Annotated in this window: 17 protein-coding genes; 6 read left to right on the top strand and 11 right to left on the bottom strand. The window is 44.8% G+C overall.

Going from position 1 to position 19,086, the window contains the following annotated elements; translation table 11 throughout:
* Positions 1-109: 109 nt before the first annotated feature.
* Both K1I80_RS01250 and K1I80_RS01245 read right to left on the bottom strand, forming a co-directional pair.
* A complete protein-coding gene (locus tag K1I80_RS01250; protein WP_223313327.1) occupies positions 110-547 on the bottom strand; it encodes a SprT family protein in 438 nt (145 codons plus the stop codon).
* A complete protein-coding gene (locus K1I80_RS01245) occupies positions 534-2,666 on the bottom strand; it encodes a Tex family protein (RefSeq protein ID WP_223313328.1) in 2,133 nt (710 codons plus the stop codon). Before K1I80_RS01245 ends, K1I80_RS01250 begins: the two co-directional genes overlap by 14 nt.
* A gap of 178 nt (positions 2,667-2,844) precedes the next feature.
* Here K1I80_RS01245 and K1I80_RS01240 point away from each other — a divergent pair, with 178 nt between their 5' ends.
* The 4 genes from K1I80_RS01240 to zwf all read left to right on the top strand — a co-directional run bounded on the left by K1I80_RS01240 (position 2,845) and on the right by zwf (position 6,334).
* Positions 2,845-2,982: an SPJ_0845 family protein gene (locus K1I80_RS01240; protein ID WP_002894961.1), complete on the top strand. Its 138-nt coding sequence runs from the start codon at positions 2,845-2,847 to the stop codon at positions 2,980-2,982.
* The gene (locus tag K1I80_RS01235; protein ID WP_223311672.1) at positions 2,979-3,884 is read left to right on the top strand and encodes a permease; all 906 of its coding nucleotides are present in this window, start codon (positions 2,979-2,981) and stop codon (positions 3,882-3,884) included. The genes K1I80_RS01240 and K1I80_RS01235 overlap by 4 nt, the downstream gene beginning before the upstream one ends.
* On the top strand, positions 3,881-4,699 hold the full coding sequence (locus tag K1I80_RS01230; RefSeq protein WP_223311673.1) for a TIGR03943 family putative permease subunit: 819 nt from the start codon (positions 3,881-3,883) through the stop codon (positions 4,697-4,699). Before K1I80_RS01235 ends, K1I80_RS01230 begins: the two co-directional genes overlap by 4 nt.
* A gap of 174 nt (positions 4,700-4,873) precedes the next feature.
* Entirely contained in the window at positions 4,874-6,334 is a 1,461-nt protein-coding gene (gene zwf, locus K1I80_RS01225; RefSeq protein ID WP_223311674.1) for a glucose-6-phosphate dehydrogenase, read from the top strand.
* Positions 6,335-6,383: 49 nt separating this feature from the next.
* On the opposite strand, the gene ftsY is transcribed toward zwf, so the two are convergent.
* The 9 genes from ftsY to yycF form a co-directional block, all read right to left on the bottom strand.
* Positions 6,384-7,880 (bottom strand): signal recognition particle-docking protein FtsY, encoded by a 1,497-nt coding sequence (gene ftsY / locus K1I80_RS01220; protein ID WP_223311675.1) that lies wholly within the window; start codon positions 7,878-7,880, stop codon positions 6,384-6,386.
* 3 nt (positions 7,881-7,883) lie between these two features.
* Positions 7,884-8,702, bottom strand: coding sequence for a Cof-type HAD-IIB family hydrolase (locus K1I80_RS01215; protein WP_223313329.1), 819 nt, complete (start codon positions 8,700-8,702; stop codon positions 7,884-7,886).
* A complete protein-coding gene (locus tag K1I80_RS01210; RefSeq protein ID WP_223313330.1) occupies positions 8,702-9,496 on the bottom strand; it encodes a Cof-type HAD-IIB family hydrolase in 795 nt (264 codons plus the stop codon). The genes K1I80_RS01215 and K1I80_RS01210 overlap by 1 nt, the downstream gene beginning before the upstream one ends.
* A 1-nt stretch (position 9,497) precedes the next feature.
* Entirely contained in the window at positions 9,498-13,034 is a 3,537-nt protein-coding gene (gene smc, locus K1I80_RS01205) for a chromosome segregation protein SMC (protein ID WP_223311678.1), read from the bottom strand.
* Positions 13,025-13,723 (bottom strand): ribonuclease III, encoded by a 699-nt coding sequence (gene rnc, locus K1I80_RS01200; RefSeq protein ID WP_002899941.1) that lies wholly within the window; start codon positions 13,721-13,723, stop codon positions 13,025-13,027. Before rnc ends, smc begins: the two co-directional genes overlap by 10 nt.
* 121 nt (positions 13,724-13,844) lie before the next feature.
* On the bottom strand, positions 13,845-14,204 hold the full coding sequence (locus K1I80_RS01195) for a DUF454 family protein (RefSeq protein ID WP_223311679.1): 360 nt from the start codon (positions 14,202-14,204) through the stop codon (positions 13,845-13,847).
* Between the two features lie 91 nt (positions 14,205-14,295).
* Positions 14,296-15,096 (bottom strand): MBL fold metallo-hydrolase, encoded by an 801-nt coding sequence (locus tag K1I80_RS01190; protein ID WP_002914756.1) that lies wholly within the window; start codon positions 15,094-15,096, stop codon positions 14,296-14,298.
* Between the two features lie 9 nt (positions 15,097-15,105).
* Complete coding sequence (gene vicK / locus K1I80_RS01185) at positions 15,106-16,455, bottom strand: cell wall metabolism sensor histidine kinase VicK (protein ID WP_002899938.1); 1,350 nt, start codon at positions 16,453-16,455, stop codon at positions 15,106-15,108.
* On the bottom strand, positions 16,448-17,149 hold the full coding sequence (gene yycF / locus K1I80_RS01180; RefSeq protein ID WP_002894937.1) for a response regulator YycF: 702 nt from the start codon (positions 17,147-17,149) through the stop codon (positions 16,448-16,450). The genes vicK and yycF overlap by 8 nt, the downstream gene beginning before the upstream one ends.
* Before the next feature lie 339 nt (positions 17,150-17,488).
* Between yycF and K1I80_RS01175 the strand changes: the two genes are divergently transcribed.
* Both K1I80_RS01175 and K1I80_RS01170 read left to right on the top strand, forming a co-directional pair.
* Positions 17,489-18,250, top strand: a complete 762-nt coding sequence (locus K1I80_RS01175) for an amino acid ABC transporter ATP-binding protein (RefSeq protein WP_009659238.1) — start codon at positions 17,489-17,491, stop codon at positions 18,248-18,250.
* Between the two features lie 14 nt (positions 18,251-18,264).
* The gene (locus tag K1I80_RS01170) at positions 18,265-19,077 is read left to right on the top strand and encodes a transporter substrate-binding domain-containing protein (protein WP_223313331.1); all 813 of its coding nucleotides are present in this window, start codon (positions 18,265-18,267) and stop codon (positions 19,075-19,077) included.
* Positions 19,078-19,086: the final 9 nt, after the last annotated feature.

Below are 19,086 nucleotides of genomic sequence, written 5' to 3'. Positions count from 1 at the left end.
TATTCTACCATATTTCATGAGAAAACAATCAGGCCAAAGGCTGATTATGCTTTAGAGAATTCATTTTTTTAAAAAAGAGAGTTCTTCAAGGAACTCTCTTGCTAATCTATCAAGCTTTCTCTGACAAACGGAGCTTGCCCATACAGCGTCCGCAACGGTATTTTTGAAGATTGACTCTGCGTCTGCGACGGATAAGTGCTCCGCAGCTCAGGCATTCATAGATGAGTAAGGTTTGCGAGTTGGACAACGCGGGAGCGTAGCGCAGACCATCAACTCGCTTGAGCAGTTCTTTAAAATCTCTATCCCCATGTCGGTAACCTTTGCCCTGATAATAAAGGTGATAGTGAGCCAGCTCATGGCGGACAATTTTTCGAAAGATCTCCAGCCCAAAAGTTTCATAGATTTTTGGGTTGAAATCTAGATGACCATTTTTTGGAAAGAAGCGTCCTCCTGTAGTGCGGAGGCGCTTGTTCCAATAAGCTTGGTGTCGGAATTCCCAGCCAAAATCTTCAACTGAAACCTGCTTGACATAGTTAGTTAGATTCATTTGGTGCTATCAGAGAGAGGTTGACCTTCTCCCGCTCCACATCCAGTTTATCCACCCAGACGGTCACCAAGTCACCAACAGATAGGACCTGACTAGGATGCTTGATATAGTCAGTGCTCAGCTTGGAAATATGGATAAGACCGTCTTCGTGGATACCAATATCCACAAAGGCTCCGAAATCGACGACATTGCGGACGACCCCTTCGAGTTTTTGACCGATGCGCAGGTCCTTGATATCCAAGACATCCTGCCGCAAAACTGGCGCGTCAAAGGAATCACGCAAATCTCGGCCAGGCTTGAGCAAATCCGCAATAATATCTTTGAGGGTTTCTTCTCCCAAGCCTAGCTCTGCAGCCAAACTAGCAGTCTGCACAGCTTTTAATTTGGCTTGGGCTGCTTCATCCAAACTGCTGATTTCCAGTCGCTTAAAGAGCTCTTCCACTGCCTTATAAGACTCTGGGTGAACGCCTGTATTGTCTAGCAGGTTATCACTTTCAGGAATACGCAGAAAGCCGGCTGCCTGTTCAAAAGCCTTTGCGCCTAGACGCGGCACTTTCTTGATGGCCTCACGAGACCGAATCAAGCCTTCCGTTTCCCGATACTTGACAATATTTTCTGAGATAGTTTTATTAAGACCCGCTACATGGGCCAGCAGGGCAGGACTGGCGGTGTTGATATTGACCCCGACTTGGTTAACCACGGTATCAACGACAAAGTCCAGACTTTCAGACAGTTTTTTCTGGCTGACATCATGCTGGTACTGGCCAACCCCGATAGACTTAGGATCAATCTTAACCAGCTCTGCCAATGGATCTTGCAGACGGCGAGCAATGGAAATAGCTGAGCGCTTTTCAACAGTCAACTCTGGAAACTCATGACGAGCCAGTTCACTAGCAGAGTAGACAGATGCTCCGCTTTCATTAACGATAACATAGCTGACATTCGGATGAGATTTCAAAACTTCTGCTACAAAGGCTTCGCTTTCTCGGCTGGCAGTTCCATTTCCGATGGCAATAATTTCCACACCAAACTGCTCAATCAGCTCCGATAACTCTCTCTTAGAAGCTTCAATCTGAGCTGGCTTTGCTGGTGGCACGGGATAGATGACATGAGTCGTCAGCATCTTACCTGTCGCATCAACAACAGCCAGCTTGGCTCCTGTTCGAAAGGCTGGGTCAAAGCCCAGTACTACGCGACCTTTGAGAGGGGCAATCAGGAGAAGATGGCGGAGATTATCTGAGAAGAGCTGAATCGCACCATCCTCAGCAGCCTCAGTCAGCTCGGTCCGAATACGGCGCTCCATAGCTGGAATGATTTTCTTTTTAACTGCTTGCTGGACAGCTTCGATAATATAGGCATTTTTCACCTTGAAGCGTACTTCAAAGAAGCGCAGGATTTTCTCAAGATTGTGCTCAAAACCAACCTTGAGAATACCTAGCTTCTCACCACGATTAAGGGCCAGTGTCCGGTAGCCTTGCATAGTCGCTACTTTTTCGGAAAAATCATAATAAATCTGGAAGACCTGCTTTTCATCCAAATCACCGTCTTTGAGACTGGATACGATAGAAGAATTGGTCTGCATCTCGTGGTAGGTCCAAGCCCGCAGCTTGGTGTCTTCAGAAATCGCCTCGGTCAGAATATCCACTGCTCCAGCAAGAGCAGCTTCTGCTGTCGGAAAGGCTTCACTAGTCAGTTTCTCAGCTTCTTCCTGCAAGTTAGCCGCATCCTGTAGGATGAGGCGGGCCAAAGGAAAGAGACCTGCTTCACGCGCAATAGTAGCCTTGGTACGACGCTTCTCCTTATAAGGCAGATAAAGTTCTTCCACATCAGCCAGCTTTTCTGCAGCCTCAATCTCAGAGCGCAGCGCATCCGTTAGTTTGCCCTGCTCCTCAATCTTAGCTAAGACCGTCGATTTACGTTCTGCCAAAGCTGTCATGCTCTTATCTAGGTCAATGATTGCCTTAATCTCGACCTCATCCAGATTTCCTGTCATTTCCTTACGGTAACGAGCAATAAAAGGAATTGTATTTCCCTCAGCGGTCAGATCTAGGACCTGTGATACTTGGCTTTCTTTAAGGCCCAATTTCTGGGCAATTTTTTCAATATTTATATTTTCCATAACAATCCTATTATATCACAAGTGCTTTGAAAGATAGGCAGTTTTAGAACTATTTAGTACTATTTGTACAAAAAAATTTAGGGTAAATCAGCGACAAAGAGTCTCATATGTTTCAAAATTTCATTTTTTGATGATTGGTAGTATAATAGAATTATTATTTTAGAAATGAGGTGTCTTTATGGCTGTTAAATTTACTAGATCAGATGATTTGGACAAAATGTTTGAGGAGTTTGCGACCCTGCCCAAAATTGAAAAGGTAGAGTTCCCTGAGGAAGACAAGAAAAAATCTAAAAACGAGAAGGATAAGAAAGAATGAGCTTCTTCTCTCAGCTGCCGGCCAGTGTCCTGCAAGCCGGCGCCATCTTTCTCTCCATTATCATTGAGGCCCTGCCTTTTGTCTTGATTGGAAGTATCATTTCTGGCTTTATCGAAGTGTATGTCACGCCAGACAAGGTTTATCGTTTCCTACCCAAGAACAAATGGGCTCGGATTTTCTTTGGAAGCTTGGTTGGTTTTGTCTTCCCCTCTTGCGAGTGCGGAATTGTTCCCATTATAAATCGGTTTCTTGAAAAGAAAGTTCCCAGTTACACGGCTGTGCCTTTTCTGGTAACGGCTCCAGTCATCAACCCCATCGTGCTCTTTGCGACCTACTCAGCCTTTGGTAATTCCTTCCGAATGGCTCTGCTTCGTGCTTTAGGTTCTATGGTCGTGGCTGTTCTTTTAGGGATTTTTCTGGGCTTCTTTGCAGACAGCAATATTCAAAAAGAAAATCGCAAGGCTGTTCATGAGCATGACTTTTCACATCTCAGTAAGGGACAAAAGCTTTTTCAAGTCTTTGTGCAGGCTATTGACGAATTTTTCGATACAGGTCGTTATCTGATTTTTGGCTGTCTCTTTGCCAGCCTAGTCCAGGTCTATGTGCCAACCAGAATCCTGACCTCCATCAGCTCGACACCGGCTGTCGCTATTCTTCTGCTCATGCTGCTGTCCTTCCTGCTCTCACTTTGCAGTGAAGCTGATGCTTTCATCGGGAGCTCCTTGATTGCTAGTTTCGGCTTATCGCCAGTCTTAGCTTTCTTGGTTATTGGGCCTATGCTAGATGTCAAGAATCTACTGATGATGAAAAACTACTTTAAGACGCGCTTTATCTGGCAATTTATCAGCCTAGTTACTGTCGTTGTCTTTCTTTACTCTTGGCTTGTGGGGGTGGTGCTATGATTCGATTTCTAATCTTAGTCGGCTACTTTGAGATCACCATGTACCTACAGCTGACAGGCAAGCTCAACCAATATATCAATCTCCACTACTCCTATCTGGCCTACTTGTCTATGATTCTATCTTTTATCTTGGCAGTTGTGCAGCTCATCATCTGGATGAAGAAAATGGAGGTCCACAGTCATTTAAACACTCGCTGGGCCAAGTTAGGTAGCGTGCTTCTTCTTGTCATTCCACTTTTTGTGGGAATTTTCTTTCCAACTGTTACCTTGGATTCGACAACAGTTTCGGCTAAAGGATTTCATTTCCCGCTGGCTGAGGGAACTTCAACTGCTATTCAGCAGGACGAAGGAACAACCAGCCAATACCTGAAGCCAGACACCAGCACCTACTTTACAAAAGGGGCTTACGAAAAAGAAATGCGGGCAGCCGCCAAGAAATATGTCAAGCAAGATACCATTCAGGTCACAACTGAGAACTACATGGAAATCATGGAGGTCATCTATGATTATCCCGACGAGTTTGTAGGCAAAACGCTGGAGTTCACTGGATTTGTCTACAATGACCCCAGCGACCAGAAGAGCCAATTTCTCTTTCGCTTCGGTATTATCCATTGTATCGCCGACTCAGGTGTCTATGGCCTCTTGACGACTGGAAATACTCAGCATTTCGAGAATAATACCTGGATTCATGCCAAGGGAAAAATTACTATGCACTACCATAAAAGTCTGGGACAAAGCCTTCCAACTCTAGAAGTTGAAAGCTTTGATAAGGTAGAAAAACCGGACAATCCTTACGTTTATCGGGTATTTGAATAAAGAAAACGAGGCTGGCACAATTGTGTCTAAGCCTCATTTTTTGTATTTGAATATGTTTCAAGCAGCGGTCAAATTCTTTCTATTTATCTCCCTTTTCAGAAACCGAATTTCTGAATACAATCTTTAGAAAAATTGTGATAAAATAGAGACATCATTTAGAAAATAGGTATCAGGATGTCTTCAAAAGTTATTGTAACAATTTTCGGAGCCAGCGGTGACTTGGCCAAAAGAAAACTCTATCCATCCCTCTTCAGGCTCTATAAGTCTGGCAATCTTTCTAAGCATTTTGCAGTTATTGGAACAGCCCGCCGGCCTTGGAGCAAGGAGTATTTTGAGTCTGTCGTTGTCGAGGCAATCGCTGATTTAGCTGACAGCCCCGAGCAAGCCCAAGAGTTTGCCAGTCACTTCTACTATCAAAGCCATGATGTGCAGGATACCGAGCACTACATTGAGCTGCGCAAGCTTCAAAACCGACTCAATGAGCAGTACCAAGCCGAGCACAATAAACTCTTCTTCCTGTCCATGGCTCCGCAATTTTTCGGCACCATTGCCAAACACCTCAAGTCTGAAAACATCGTAGATGGCAAAGGATTTGAACGTCTGATTGTTGAAAAACCTTTCGGGACAGACTTGGCAACTGCCAGCCAACTTAACGAAGAACTCTTGGCAGCCTTTGATGAAGAGCAGATTTTCCGTATTGACCATTATCTAGGCAAGGAAATGATTCAGAGCATCTTTGCTATCCGCTTTGCCAATCTTCTCTTTGAAAATATCTGGAATCGTGACTACATTGACAATGTCCAGATTACCTTTGCAGAAAAGCTTGGTGTCGAAGAACGCGGCGGCTACTATGACCAGTCCGGTGCTCTACGAGATATGGTTCAGAATCATACCTTGCAGCTCCTGTCACTCTTAGCTATGGACAAGCCGAAAAGCTTCAGCAAAGAGGACATTCGGGCAGAGAAAGTCAAAGTTTTTGAACGCTTGGTACAGCCCGACAAAGATGACTTAAAACGCTTCTTTATCCGCGGTCAGTATAAGTCAGGCACGGTCAAAGGTAAGAAATACATCTCCTACCGGAGTGAGCCTAATGTCAATCCTGACTCCATGACTGAAACCTTTGCTTCAGGAGCTTTCTTCGTAAATAGCGAGCGTTTCCGTGATGTTCCATTTTTCTTCCGGACTGGTAAACGTCTCACTGAAAAAGGCACTCTTGTCAATATCGTCTTTAAGCAGATGGAGTCCATCTTTGGTGAGGAATTAGCGCCAAATGTTCTGACCATTCATATCCAGCCGACTGAGGGCTTTTCACTCAGCATGAATGGCAAAGAGGTCGGCGAGCGCTTCAGCTTAGCTCCTCTCTCTCTGGACTATCGAACAGATGCAACAGCTAGCGGTGCTTCCCCTGATCCTTACGAAAAATTAATCTTTGACGTCCTTAACAATGACTCAACCAACTTCAGCCACTGGGATGAAGTGCGATCAAGCTGGGAGCTGATCGATCAGATTGAAGAGCTCTGGCGTAGCAACGAAGTGCCTCTTCATGAGTATCCTGTCGGTTCTATGGGACCAGATGCTTCCTTTGAACTCCTTAGAGAATTTGGAGCTGACTGGCAGTGGTCTCCAAAAAAATAAGATTTAAAAATTGTTCATAAAAAACCAGTACTCGTACTGGTTTTTTGTTTTATACCAAGCCTTCAAGCAGGCCTTTCATAAAGTTCTCTGAGTTAAACTCACCGATATCATCAATCTTTTCTCCAAAGCCAATCAGCTTCACTGGAATATCCAATTCCTGACGAATGGCTAGCACAACCCCGCCTCGGGCTGTTCCATCAATCTTCGTCAATACAATTCCTGTGACTGGAGTAATTTTAGAAAATTCCTTGGCCTGAACCAGAGCATTCTGACCAGTTGAAGCATCGAGAGCTAGGAAAGTTTCATGTGGTGCTTCTGGATCCACTCGCTTAATAATGCGGCCAATTTTCTCCAGCTCCGCCATGAGGTTGTCCTTATTTTGCAGGCGACCAGCCGTGTCAATCATAAGAACATCAACCTGCTCTGCCTGAGCACGCTCCATACCATCATAAACCACGCTGGCAGGATCGCTCTTCTCAGGTCCAGTTACTACTGGAACGTCAACGCGCCGCCCCCATTCAGCCAGCTGAGCTACTGCTCCAGCTCGGAATGTATCTGCAGCTACCAACATGACTTTCTTGCCTTGTTGTTTGTACTTATAGGCTAGTTTACCGATAGAGGTCGTCTTACCGACTCCGTTGACTCCAACAAAGAGCATGACAGTCAGACCGTTTTGGAAATTGATTTTTTCATTAAAGCGGCCATCTTTCTCATAAATGTCCACCAATTTTTCAATAATCAGCTGGCGCAGAGCAGCTGGTTTTTTAGCATTTTCCAGACGGGCTTCATAGCGTAGTTCCTCAGTCAGACTGGAAGCCACTTGAACTCCTACATCACTAGTGATGAGCAACTCTTCCAAGTCTTCGAAGAACTCTTCATCTACTGAGCGGAAATTGGCAAAGAAGGCATTGAGTCGTGCTCCAAATCCTGTCCGAGTCTTCTTTAGGCTGCGGTCATATTTTTCCTGAGTGGATTCCTCTTGAGGAAGTTCAGCATGGTCTTCTGTAGCGGCTGCTTCTGATTCTTCAGCAACATCAGCTGCTTGAACGACCTGTTCTGATTCTGTTAGTGACTCCTCAGCTGTTTCTGGCTCGAACTCATTATTTGAATCGGTTGCCACCTCGTCATAATAAGATGCTTCATCCGACAGCTTTGCTTGTTCAACAACTTCTTCTACCGTTTCGTCACTGCTCTCAGCATGATGCTCTTCTAGAGTTTCTTCAGTCTGACTTGCTCCTTGAGCCATTTCTTGATTTTCTGCAATAATTTCTCTTTCATGCTCTGGCTCCTTGCTTTCTTCTTGGATAGCTTGAGATGCTAGCTCTTCAACATCAGTCAAACTATCTTTTGTATCCGAAATTTGCTCATCAAGTTGCTGCTTGCCCTGATAGGACTGAACAGCTTCCGCTTCAAGATTGTCTCCTGCTTCTGGAGCAGGTGCTGTTTCTTCTTCAAGGTCGTCAATATTTTCCAATGCTTCCTTGACAACTTCTTCAATCGGCGGTTCTTGTTTTTTTCGGCCGAAAAGGCGGTCAAATAATCCCATCGGCTAATCCTCCTTTAGTACATATTCTTCAATAGCCCAAGCCACTGCATCCTCATCATTGGTCATAGGTGTCACCACATTGGCCGCTTCTTTGACAATAGCTACTGCATTCTGCATGGCCACTCCCAAACCAGCCCACTCAATCATAGACAGATCGTTGGCTTCATCACCACAAGCCATGACCTGACTTCTCTCAATACCTAAATGGGCAATCAGTTTCTCTAGGCCATTAGCCTTATGGACATTTTTAGGGGACCACTCCAGCAGCATTTCTCTTGATTTGAAAATCTCATAGCGCTCAAATAATTCCGGTGAAATTTGCTCAATAGCCGCATCCAGTGGTTCTTGAGCATAAGCAGTAACACATTTGTTATAAGTCTGCTGGCTGGATAAGTCGCTGAAATCAACAGGCTCAAAGGTCAGAGCAGGATTGAACTGAGCATAAAGCGAATCTTGATCGGATTGAATCTGATAGACAAGTCCTTCGCAGATGGCATCAAGCGGTATGTGGAGCTTGTCTGTTTCCTCATAAATCCGAGCTACATCATCATAAGAAAAGACTGTTTTATCAAGAATTTCTCCAGTATTGCGCTGAACAAGACCACCATTAAAAGTAATGGTGTACTCATCCTCTCGACCGTCTGTCCCCAGCTCATGCAGGAAAAAGTCCATGGCCTTGAGGGGGCGGCCAGTAGTCAGGACTACCTTAACTCCCTTATCCTGAGCTGCTTTTAAAGCTGCTAAATTACGCTCAGAAATCTTCTTGTCTGAAGTCAGAAGAGTTCCATCCAAGTCCAGAGCAATCAGTTTTATATCTGCCATTATAATCCCTCCATGTAAGTGATAACCGACTGAGCATCATGGTGGCCGATGACTTCCTTGGCGACTTCTAAAATCTCAGGACGAGCATTTTCAGTCGCAATCGGATAGCCAGCCTCCTGCATCATGTGCAAATCGTTGAGATTATCACCAAAAACCATAACCTGAGAAAGATCGATGTCTAGCTTCTTGGCCAGCTCGACAATGGCAACCCCCTTATCCACATGGTCCAGAACGATGTCAATCGACTTGTAGCCAGTTGTCATGGCCTTGACTCCGTCGATATTCTCATTGACCCAAGCTTCACCAGCTGCGACTTGGTCCTCAGCAAAATTGGTCGTAAACTTGAAAATATCGTCGTCGATATCAGCCAAACTAGCTACTTTTTGAATATTTTCATTATAATGAGCACTGAAAGAAAGATAGGTCGGATCCACAGTCTCCAAGACATAGCAGGCACGTTTGCCCGTTAGAAGCAGCTCATTGACATTGACATAGGGAGATTCCTGCAGCTTGTCAAAAACCTTGAGATAAAAGTCCCGTGGCATGGTTGCTTCATAGAGATCCTCGCCGTGAAATTCCACCAAACTGCCGTTTTCAGCAATAAAAATAATCTCATTGCGCACTTCCTCAAACAGCTTTTCCAGCGACAAGAGGCCCCGTCCGCTGGCTACGGCAAAGTACATATCTTTTTCTTTAAAGCGAGCCAAAACTTGCTTGAGGCGGTCCATATCAAACTGACCTTTACTGTCCAAAAAGGTACCGTCCATATCCGTTGCTACTAATTTTATACTCATGTTACATACTTTCTAAATCTTTTAACTTGACCGAGACAATCTTGGAAACGCCAGACTCCTGCATGGTAACTCCGTAAATAGAATCTGCAGCTGACATGGTTCCCTTACGGTGAGTGACCACGATGAATTGGCTGTCCTTGTCAAAGCGATTGAGATAATCCCCAAAGCGTTTAACATTAGCCTCGTCCAACGCTGCTTCGACCTCATCCAAAATGACAAAAGGAATGGTCTTAACACGGATGATTGAGAAGAGTAGAGCCAAAGCTGACAAGGCCTTCTCGCCACCGCTCATCAGATTGAGTGACTGGATTTTCTTACCAGGTGGCTGCACGGAGATTTCTACACCAGCCGTCAGCAAGTCTCCCTCCGTCAATATCAAGTCTGCAGAACCACCGCCAAACATCTGACGGAAAGTCACCTTAAAGCTTTCACGAATGGCTTCAAAGGTTGATTTAAAGCGTTCCTTAACTTCGTCATTCATCTCTTCAATCGTCTCTAAGAGCAGATTTTTAGCTGATAGGACGTCGTCTCGCTGCTCGTTGAGGAAGTTCAAACGGTTGCTGACTTCTTCAAACTGCTCAACTGCTTCCAGATTGACCGGACCTAAAGCTCGAATGGCTTTTTCCAAATCCTTCACCTGACTTTCAGCAGCTGATAAACTTTCTAACGGACGAGCCTGGCTGCTTGCTTCTTCGAAACTCATCTGATAGTCATCTGTCAAATTGCTTGCCAGACGGCGCATGAGATCCATGAGCTTATCCTTTTCTGCCTCTGACTTGGCCTGCCGGCGGATCAATTCTTCATTTTGATGGCGGGCTTGCTCCAAACGACTGGCAATATCGTCAGACTGACCTTCTAGATCTTCAAGCTCAAATTTCAGACGAATCAGTCTTTGATCTAGCTCAGTCTTTTCTTGCTTGGCTGTCTCTAATTGCTCTTCCAGGATTGTAATATCGACCTTTTGCAGGCTGGACTGCTCCTTTTGCTCCATCAAGAGTTCCAAGGTCGCCTGCTCTTTTACAAGGCTAGCTTTTTCCTCGGACAGACGTTCCAAGTCATTCTTTTCAAAGCGTTGGTTGGAGGTCAACTCTGTTCGCTGGAGCTTGAGTTCAGCTAGACGAGAGGAAAGTTTGTCAAAACGAGCCTGAACTGCATCTTTGTTTGACTTAACCTGCTCTATTTCTACAGTGATATCCATTTTTTCTTGCTCAATCTCAGTCAAGCGGGCCTGCAGTCGGTCTTTCTCTTCTGAAATATCCAAAGCAGACTGACCAGCCAACTCCTGCTCCTGTAGATTTTTCAGACTTGTGAGTTCTTCTACACGCTTGGCCAACTGTTCATAGGCTAGATTAGCCTTTTGCTCAGCCAAGCGAGCCTGCTCACCGTCTGTCTTGATTTGTTCCAATACCTGCTTGGCCTGACTTAGCTGGTTTTGCAGAATTTGTACTGCTTCTTCCTGCTCTTTCAAGCTGACATTTTTCTGCTTAATCTCTTCAAGCAAAGCATCTAACTCCGGCTTGATAAAGATAGTATTGTTATTGCGGTTGGCACCACCAGCATAAGATCCGCCAGTCCGAAGCTCTGTTCCATCCAAAGTCACCATGCGAACCTGATAGCGCACTTGGCGAGCTGCTGCTCTGGCATGCTCCACTGTATCAAAAATAGCAGTCGTTCCCAGCAGATTTTGAAAAATGCTGTCTAATGAAGATTCATAGCTGACCAAGGAAGAAGCCAGTCCCAGAAAACCAGCACTTTTTTCAATCGTAGCACGGTTATGGTCAGGCAGCTGACGCGGCTTGATGGTTGTTAAAGGCAGGAAGGTTGCTCGGCCAGCCCGATTTTTCTTCAGAAATTCGATAGCCCGAGTCGCAGCCGCCTCATCTTTCACGATAATGTTCTGACTGCTGGCTCCCAACGCAATTTCCAGCGCTGTCTGATAGTGGGGATCGAAGCTGAGTTTTTCGCTGACTGCTCCAACAATGCCACCCAGTCGGCCAGCTTCCTGCAGCACACTCTTGACCCCAGCATAGAAATTGCTGTGATTTTTGAGAATGGCTTCCAAACTATTAGAACGTGCCTGCTTGTTTTTGAGGTCGTCCAAAAGATCAAACATCTTAGTCTGCTGCTGCTTATAGTCAGCCTCCAGCTTCTCTACTAACTGTATCTGACTTTGGTAGTCAGCCAGTAGATTCTTGAGAGCTTGGCGAGCAATTTCCAACTCCTCCAAACCAGCCTGTTCCTGAGTCTGACTAGCTTCCAAATCTCCTTGCAATTTAGCATAGTCTGCCTTCTTGCTCTCAGCTAGTTTAAGCTCGCTAGCCAGCTGACTCTCCAGAGAAGTCAAGTCATTAGAAAGATTTGCCTCTTCCTGCATGAGCTTGACATACTGCTCACGCAGATGCTCAATCAGCTGGTCTGGATCATCTGAAAAGTCTGCTAATTCTGCTTCCAAAGCAGCGATGGACTGCTCATTGTCACTCAGTTTGGCAGCTATTTGGCTCAATTCAGCCTGCTTGTCTTCTATGTTGCTTTCTATCTGAGCCAGTTTTTCTGACAAAGCAGCCAAACGCTCTTCATTTTCCCGGCGGCTCGTCGCTGCCTGACTGGACTCCAACTTAGAAAGATCAATCTGACGCTCCAAATCACTGATTAAGCGGGTCAATTCCAGCAAACTAGCTTGATCATCAGACAAAGTTTGATTGAGCTCATGGCGCTTGGCCTTCAAGGTTTGGTTTTCAACTTCCAGCTCATCGCGCTTGCTATAGTAAGCTGTTAGCTCCTGCTGGATATTCCTTAAATCTTCTTCAGCCTGAGTCAACTTTTCCTTGTTAACTGTCAGCTGAGCGACCAAAACATCTAAGTAAAGCTCTCGACGCTGGCCATCCAGACTCAAGAAGCGCTTAGCAGTTTCAGCCTGCTTCTCCAAGGGCTTGACCTGGCTCTCCAGCTCGTAGATAATGTCTTCCAGACGGTCCAGATTATCCTGTGTTTGACTAAGCTTGCTTTCCGTTTCCTTACGACGTGTCTTATACTTAAGCACTCCAGCAGCTTCTTCAAAGATTGCCCGACGTTCCTCTGGCTTGCTGTTGAAGATTTCCTCAACCTTCCCTTGGGAAATGATGGAGAAGGAATCTCGTCCCAGCCCTGTATCCATGAAAAGATCATGGACATCGCGCAGACGGACTTTTTTGCCATCAATCTTATACTCACTGTCACCGCTGCGGTAAATGTGACGCTCCACCCGAATCTCATTGGCAGCATCCTTGATAAATTGGTCACTGTTGTCCAGAACCACTACCACGGATGCGTAATTAAGGGGCTTGCGGGTTTCTGTTCCCGCAAAAATCACATCGGGCATCTTGCCGCCCCGCAGACTTTTCACACTGGACTCTCCCAAGGCCCAGCGCAGGCTCTCCGTAATATTGGACTTGCCGGAACCATTTGGCCCAACAACCGCTGTCACTCCCTGATCAAAGACAACTTTAGTCTTATCAGCAAATGACTTGAAGCCCTGAATTTCAATTTCCTTTAAAAACATGAAGAACTTTCCTTTTCAAATGCGTTTTTAGCAGCTTCCTGCTCGGCCAGCTTTTTAGAACGCCCCTGGCCTTGACCGGACTTGCGACCATTGATGAGAACAGCCACCTCGAAATTTTTGGCATGAGCCGGCCCTGTCTCGGAGACGACCTGATAGGTAATTTCCACATCACCATTAATCTGCAGCAACTCCTGCAGCTTGGTCTTATAGTCCGTCACCCGCTCAAAATCTCCCGCTTCCACCTTAGGAATCATGACTTGATAGAGAAAGCTTTTGACTGCTTCCACACCCTTATCTAAGAGCAAGGCACCTAAAAAGGCCTCAAACAAATCTCCTAAAATCGTATCACGATTCCGGCCGCCAGACTTCTCCTCTCCGCGTCCCAGCTTGATAAATTGATCAAACTGACAATCACGGGCAAAGCCTGCCAGGCTCTCCTCCCGAACAATCATGGAACGCAGCTTGGACAGGTCGCCCTCTGGTCTCTTAGGATACTTGGTATACAGATACTCCGAAATAATCAGTTGCAGAACAGCGTCTCCTAAAAATTCCAAGCGTTCATTGTGTGAAATTTTTAAGAGGCGGTGCTCATTGGCATAGCTCGTATGGGTAAAAGCCGTTTCCAACAAGGTCTCATCAGAGAAGACCAAGTCAAACTGCTCCAGCAATGCTTTTTTCAAATTTTCCATTACTATTTTACATCATGCTGACTTCAGTCAGATAAGCAGCATGATACCTTTTCCTTTCCAAAGATATACAGTCTCTATTATAACAAAAAACAGGCGCAAACGCACCTGCTGACAGTGATTTCTATTCCTTATCCGGAATTACTTTAAACAAATAATAGGTGATAAAAATGGTCAGACCCAACAGTCCAATCTTGACCCAAATAATAGGCGCTAGAAAAATGGAAATCCCCATCAAGATATAGATGGAAATAATAATCTTTTTCTTACGCTCCTTGGCGATCGTTCCTGTCTCTCGAAAATCTGCCACATAGGTCTGATACATCTTTGTATGATAGAGCCAATTTTCAAAGCGCTTGGAACTGCGCGAAAAGCAGGCAATGGACAAGAGAAGAAATGGTGTTGTTGGCAGGAGAGGCAGAAAAATCCCTAGAACTCCTAACCCTAAAGATAATAGACCTACCACAAAGTAAATTGGCCGCATACAAGCTCCTTTGCAAAATAAAACCGTTACTTTTTAAATATATAATGGATACCGCACTAGAGCAATAAAACCAAACCTTTTGCTTTGACTTTTAAATACTCGTCAAAGGCGTTGCGGTATCAGGCGAGGTATCATAGACTTGGAAGTCGTGACCGACTGCCATATCGGCTTGAGCCAGCTGATTGACCATGGTCATGTGAGCCAATTCCTTGATATTATTTTCCTTACTGAGATGTCCCAGATAGATCCGCTTGGTACGATTGCCCAGAGTCCGAATCATGGTCTCCGCTCCGTCTTCATTGGACAAGTGACCCATATCAGACAGAATCCGCTGCTTGAGACTCCATGGGTAGGCACCGCTGCGGAGAATTTCAATATCATGGTTGCTCTCAATCAGGTACCCGTCGGCATTTTCGATAATCCCAGCCATCCGATCACTGACATAGCCCGTATCCGTCAGCATGACAAAACTCTTGTCATCCTTCATAAAGCGGTAAAATTGCGGACAGGCTGCGTCATGACTGACACCAAAGCTCTCCACATCCAAGTCTCCAAAGGTCTTGGTCTTGCCCAATTCAAAGATATGCTTTTGACTAGCATCCAGCTTGCCCAGGTCCTTTTCCATAGCCTTCCAAGTGGCCTCATTAGCATAAATATCCAGATGATACTTGCGAGCCAATACACCAACACCATGAATGTGATCCTTGTGCTCATGAGTCACTAAAATAGCATCCAAATCCTCAGGCTTGCGGCCAATTTCGCCCAGCAAGCTCGTAATTTTCTTGCCTGATAAGCCAGCGTCAACCAGAATCCGCTTTTGATCTGTTTCCAGATAGAAACAGTTACCACTTGATCCTGACGCCAGAATACTGTATTGAAATCCTTTAGTCATGTTTACTTTCTATATATCGTCTTCATTATCCCAGTCGTCATCCCGAACACCATCATTCTCATAAGGCAAGACAATGGTAAAGGTCGAGCCCACACCATACTCACTCTTAGCCCAGATAAAGCCCTGATGCTGCTTGATAATTTCCTTGGCAATAGCCAGCCCCAGACCCGTTCCGCCTTGGGCACGGCTGCGTGCTTTGTCCACTCGATAAAAGCGATCAAAAATCTTAGGAAGGTCCTGTTTGGGAATCCCCAGACCTTCATCTGCAATCGAGAGAATCAACTGCTCATCAGTTGTCTTGATGGAAACAGTAATGGTTCCACCATCTGGCGAATACTTGATGGCATTGTTCATGATATTATCAATCACCTGGGTCAGCTTATCTGTATCAATCTCTACCCAGATCGGTGTTATCGGATAATCACGGATAATCTCATATTTCTTAGTCTCGTCTTGATTTTTTATCTTGTCAAAGCGATTGAGGATAAAGGTGATAAAGGCCGTGAAATTCGTCAGTTCCACTTCCAGATGACTGGTCTCATTGTCAATACGGGACAGACTAAGCAAGTCCGTCACCATCCGCATCATGCGGTTGGTTTCATTGAGCGATACCTTGACAAAGTCTGGCGCTACTGGCTCAGACAAGGCTCCCTCATCCAGGGCTTCCAGATAGGACTTAACACTGGTCAGCGGAGTCCGCAACTCATGGCTGACGTTGGAGACAAAGAGGCGACGCTCCCGCTCTTCCTTGTCCTGCTCTGTCGTGTCATGCAAGACAGCTACCAAACCAGAAATGAAGCCCGACTCACGCCTTACTAGGGCAAAGCGAACCCGCAAGCTCAAATACTCACCATTTTCATCCTGAGAATCTATCGTCAGCTCAGGTACATTGGTAATCAGGTCCCTCAAATCATACTCGTCTGAAATCGAAAGCAGATCCAAAATACTCATATTTTGGACCTCATCTCTCTTAACTCCCAACTGCTTGGTTGCCATATCGTTGATAGTGATAATCTGCCCCCGACGGTTGGTCGCAAGCACGCCATCTGTCATATAGGACAGGATACTGGAAAGGCGTTTTGTTTCTTGCTCAAGGTTTTCATGTGTCAGTCGAATGACCTCTGAAAGATCATTGATACTGTTGGTCATATCTGTGATTTCCGGGCTTCCCTGCATGTCCAGCACTTCAGAATAGTCACCTGCAATCAAATCTTTAACCTTTTGATTAAGCTGTACAAGCTTTTGGTTATCACGGCGATTTTCCAATAAAAGCAAGGCAACAACTACAATGAAACCGATAATAATGATTGCAAAGACAAAATCCGCAGAAATCACAAATTGTTTAATTGCTTCAATCATTATTTCTCATATAGTAGCCAACTCCGCGGCGAGTCAGGATATACTCAGGTCGGCTTGGCGTATCTTCAATCTTTTCACGCAGGCGGCGAATGGTCACATCCACTGTACGGACATCGCCAAAATAGTCATAGCCCCATACTGTTTCCAGCAAGTGCTCACGTGTCATCACCTGGCCAATATGTGTCGCCAAATGGTGAAGCAACTCAAACTCACGGTGGGTCAGCTCCAGCTCCTTGCCATGCTTCTTAGCAACAAAAGCATCTGGCAAAATCTGCAGTTCTCCAATGGTCAACTCGTTCGGGCCACTTTCTTCTACTTGGTTTTCCACAACAAGGTCTGCCCGACGAAGAAGTGCCTTGACACGCGCCTGCAGCTCACGATTTGAGAAAGGCTTGGTCACATAGTCATCAGCACCAATTTCAAGGCCGATAACCTTGTCAAACTCACTGTCTTTAGCAGACAATACAATAATCGGAACATTGCTGGTCTTGCGAATAGTCCTAGCCACTTCCAGTCCGTCCACTTCTGGCAACATCAAGTCCAGAATCAAGATGTCTGGCTGCTCTGCTTCAAACATTTCCAAGGCTTCCTTACCATCAAAGGCGGTCAAAACCTCATAGCCTTCCTTGGCCATATTAAACTTAATAATATCTGAGATTGGTTTCTCATCATCTACAACTAATATTTTCTTCATATGTTCACCTTAACATAAGATTGGGATTGAATCAACTCCATGATAGAAAAGTTGTGACATAGTCAGCTAAGTCGTCCTGCATCAACATGTGCAAAAGGCAATCTAGTTTGCCTAGCTAGACTCCCAATCCAATTTTATTTATTTATATAGTCTTATTATACCAAAGTTTTCTTAAAAAACACTAATTCAAGCCATTTTTATTCCACATTTGTAGAAAATGGACGATTCTCATCAAAAAAATTTCTCTCTGAATAAAAATAGTCATTTTTATTCAATTTGACAGTTTATTTATTCTATGGTAAAATCTATGTCATATTATCTAACACAAAGGAGAAAGATATGGCTTTAGTTGAATTTAAAAATGTCGAAAAGTATTACGGAGATTACCACGCTCTGCGCAATATCAATCTCAGTTTTGAAAAAGGGCAAGTAGTTGTACTGCTGGGACCATCTGGCTCAGGAAAATCTACTCTTATCCGTACAATCAACGCTTTAGAAGGCATTGATCAGGGGAGTCTGATTGTCAATGGCCACGAGGTCGTGAACGCTGCTGCTAAAGATCTGGTCAACTTACGCAAAGAAGTCGGAATGGTCTTTCAACACTTTAATCTTTACCCCCACAAAACGGTGTTAGAAAATGTCACTTTGGCGCCTATTAAAGTTCTAGGAATGGATAAACAAGAAGCTAAAAAAATCGCTCAAAAATATCTAGAATTTGTCAACATGTGGGACAAGAAAGACTCCTACCCAGGCATGCTGTCCGGTGGACAAAAGCAAAGGATTGCCATTGCCCGTGGTTTAGCCATGCACCCTGAGCTCCTGCTCTTTGATGAACCGACTTCTGCCCTGGACCCTGAAACAATCGGGGATGTTCTGGCCGTTATGCAAAAATTAGCCAAAGACGGCATGAACATGATTGTGGTCACACACGAAATGGGCTTTGCCCGTGAGGTAGCTGACCGCATTATCTTCATGGCAGACGGTGAGGTACTGGTGGATACTACTGATGTTGATGCTTTCTTTGACAATCCTACCGAACCTCGCGCTAAGCAGTTTCTCAGTAAAATTATCAATCATGAGAGTGATAACGTGCTTTCTTAGAAAGGAGAAGATCTATGAAACTAAAGAAAATAATCATCAGCCTAGTCTTACTCCTATTGACTCTTGGCTTGATTCACGCCGTTCCCGCACAAGCTGATTCTAGTACCAGCCAACAGGTCAAAGCCATCCAGAAACGCGGAATCCTTAATGTCGGTGTCAAGCAGGATGTACCTAACTTTGGTTACCTCAATCCTGATAGTAATACTTACAGCGGTCTAGAAATCGATATTGCAAAGAAAATTGCCAAGGAACTAGGCGTCAAAATCAACTACGTCCCAGTTACCGCACAAACTCGCGGACCACTTCTGGACAATGGGCAAGTTGACATGGTCATTGCGACTTTTACTATCACAGATGAGCGTAAGGAAATTTATAATTTTACAACCCCTTACTACACAGATGCTTCTGGTTTTCTAGTTAATAAATCCAGCAAAATTACTGACGTCAAGGACTTGAATAACAAGACTATCGGCGTCGTCCAAGGTTCTATTACTCAAACCTTGCTGGAAGAAATCGCTCAAGAGAAAAAACTCAACTTCAAATATGTGGAGTTAGGCTCCTACCCTGAACTCGCTGTTTCCTTGCGGGCTCACCGTATTGATGCCATTTCTGTTGATAAGTCAATCCTAACCGGCTATGTAAGCTCCAAGTCAAACATTCTGGATTACAGCTTTAAAAAAGCTGATTATGGTGTGGTAACAAAAAAATCCAATACTCAATTGAATGACTATGTAGATGGCCTAATCTCTAAATGGAAGGAAGACGGCAGTCTACAGAAAATTTATGACAAATATGATTTAAAACCATCTGCTTCAACAGATGATTAGAAAGGAGAC

The organism is Streptococcus sanguinis (genome assembly GCF_019929225.1).
GTDB classification, from domain to species: domain Bacteria; phylum Bacillota; class Bacilli; order Lactobacillales; family Streptococcaceae; genus Streptococcus; species Streptococcus sanguinis_J.
Note: the sequence above shows the minus strand (reverse complement) of the source record. Positions and strands in the feature narration are given on the sequence as shown.

What these genes read in the sequence shown, in the direction of transcription:
- K1I80_RS01250 (WP_223313327.1), bottom strand. Translation starts at nt 547, where the DNA reads ATGAATCTAACTAACTATGTCAAGCAGGTTTCAGTTGAAGATTTTGGC.
- K1I80_RS01175 (WP_009659238.1), top strand. Translation starts at nt 17,489, where the DNA reads ATGGCTTTAGTTGAATTTAAAAATGTCGAAAAGTATTACGGAGATTAC.
- K1I80_RS01195 (WP_223311679.1), bottom strand. Translation starts at nt 14,204, where the DNA reads ATGCGGCCAATTTACTTTGTGGTAGGTCTATTATCTTTAGGGTTAGGA.
- ftsY (WP_223311675.1), bottom strand. Translation starts at nt 7,880, where the DNA reads ATGGGATTATTTGACCGCCTTTTCGGCCGAAAAAAACAAGAACCGCCG.
- yycF (WP_002894937.1), bottom strand. Translation starts at nt 17,149, where the DNA reads ATGAAGAAAATATTAGTTGTAGATGATGAGAAACCAATCTCAGATATT.
- K1I80_RS01230 (WP_223311673.1), top strand. Translation starts at nt 3,881, where the DNA reads ATGATTCGATTTCTAATCTTAGTCGGCTACTTTGAGATCACCATGTAC.
- K1I80_RS01170 (WP_223313331.1), top strand. Translation starts at nt 18,265, where the DNA reads ATGAAACTAAAGAAAATAATCATCAGCCTAGTCTTACTCCTATTGACT.
- K1I80_RS01245 (WP_223313328.1), bottom strand. Translation starts at nt 2,666, where the DNA reads ATGGAAAATATAAATATTGAAAAAATTGCCCAGAAATTGGGCCTTAAA.
- zwf (WP_223311674.1), top strand. Translation starts at nt 4,874, where the DNA reads ATGTCTTCAAAAGTTATTGTAACAATTTTCGGAGCCAGCGGTGACTTG.
- K1I80_RS01240 (WP_002894961.1), top strand. Translation starts at nt 2,845, where the DNA reads ATGGCTGTTAAATTTACTAGATCAGATGATTTGGACAAAATGTTTGAG.
- K1I80_RS01210 (WP_223313330.1), bottom strand. Translation starts at nt 9,496, where the DNA reads ATGAGTATAAAATTAGTAGCAACGGATATGGACGGTACCTTTTTGGAC.
- vicK (WP_002899938.1), bottom strand. Translation starts at nt 16,455, where the DNA reads ATGATTGAAGCAATTAAACAATTTGTGATTTCTGCGGATTTTGTCTTT.
- K1I80_RS01190 (WP_002914756.1), bottom strand. Translation starts at nt 15,096, where the DNA reads ATGACTAAAGGATTTCAATACAGTATTCTGGCGTCAGGATCAAGTGGT.
- rnc (WP_002899941.1), bottom strand. Translation starts at nt 13,723, where the DNA reads ATGGAAAATTTGAAAAAAGCATTGCTGGAGCAGTTTGACTTGGTCTTC.
- smc (WP_223311678.1), bottom strand. Translation starts at nt 13,034, where the DNA reads ATGTTTTTAAAGGAAATTGAAATTCAGGGCTTCAAGTCATTTGCTGAT.
- K1I80_RS01215 (WP_223313329.1), bottom strand. Translation starts at nt 8,702, where the DNA reads ATGGCAGATATAAAACTGATTGCTCTGGACTTGGATGGAACTCTTCTG.
- K1I80_RS01235 (WP_223311672.1), top strand. Translation starts at nt 2,979, where the DNA reads ATGAGCTTCTTCTCTCAGCTGCCGGCCAGTGTCCTGCAAGCCGGCGCC.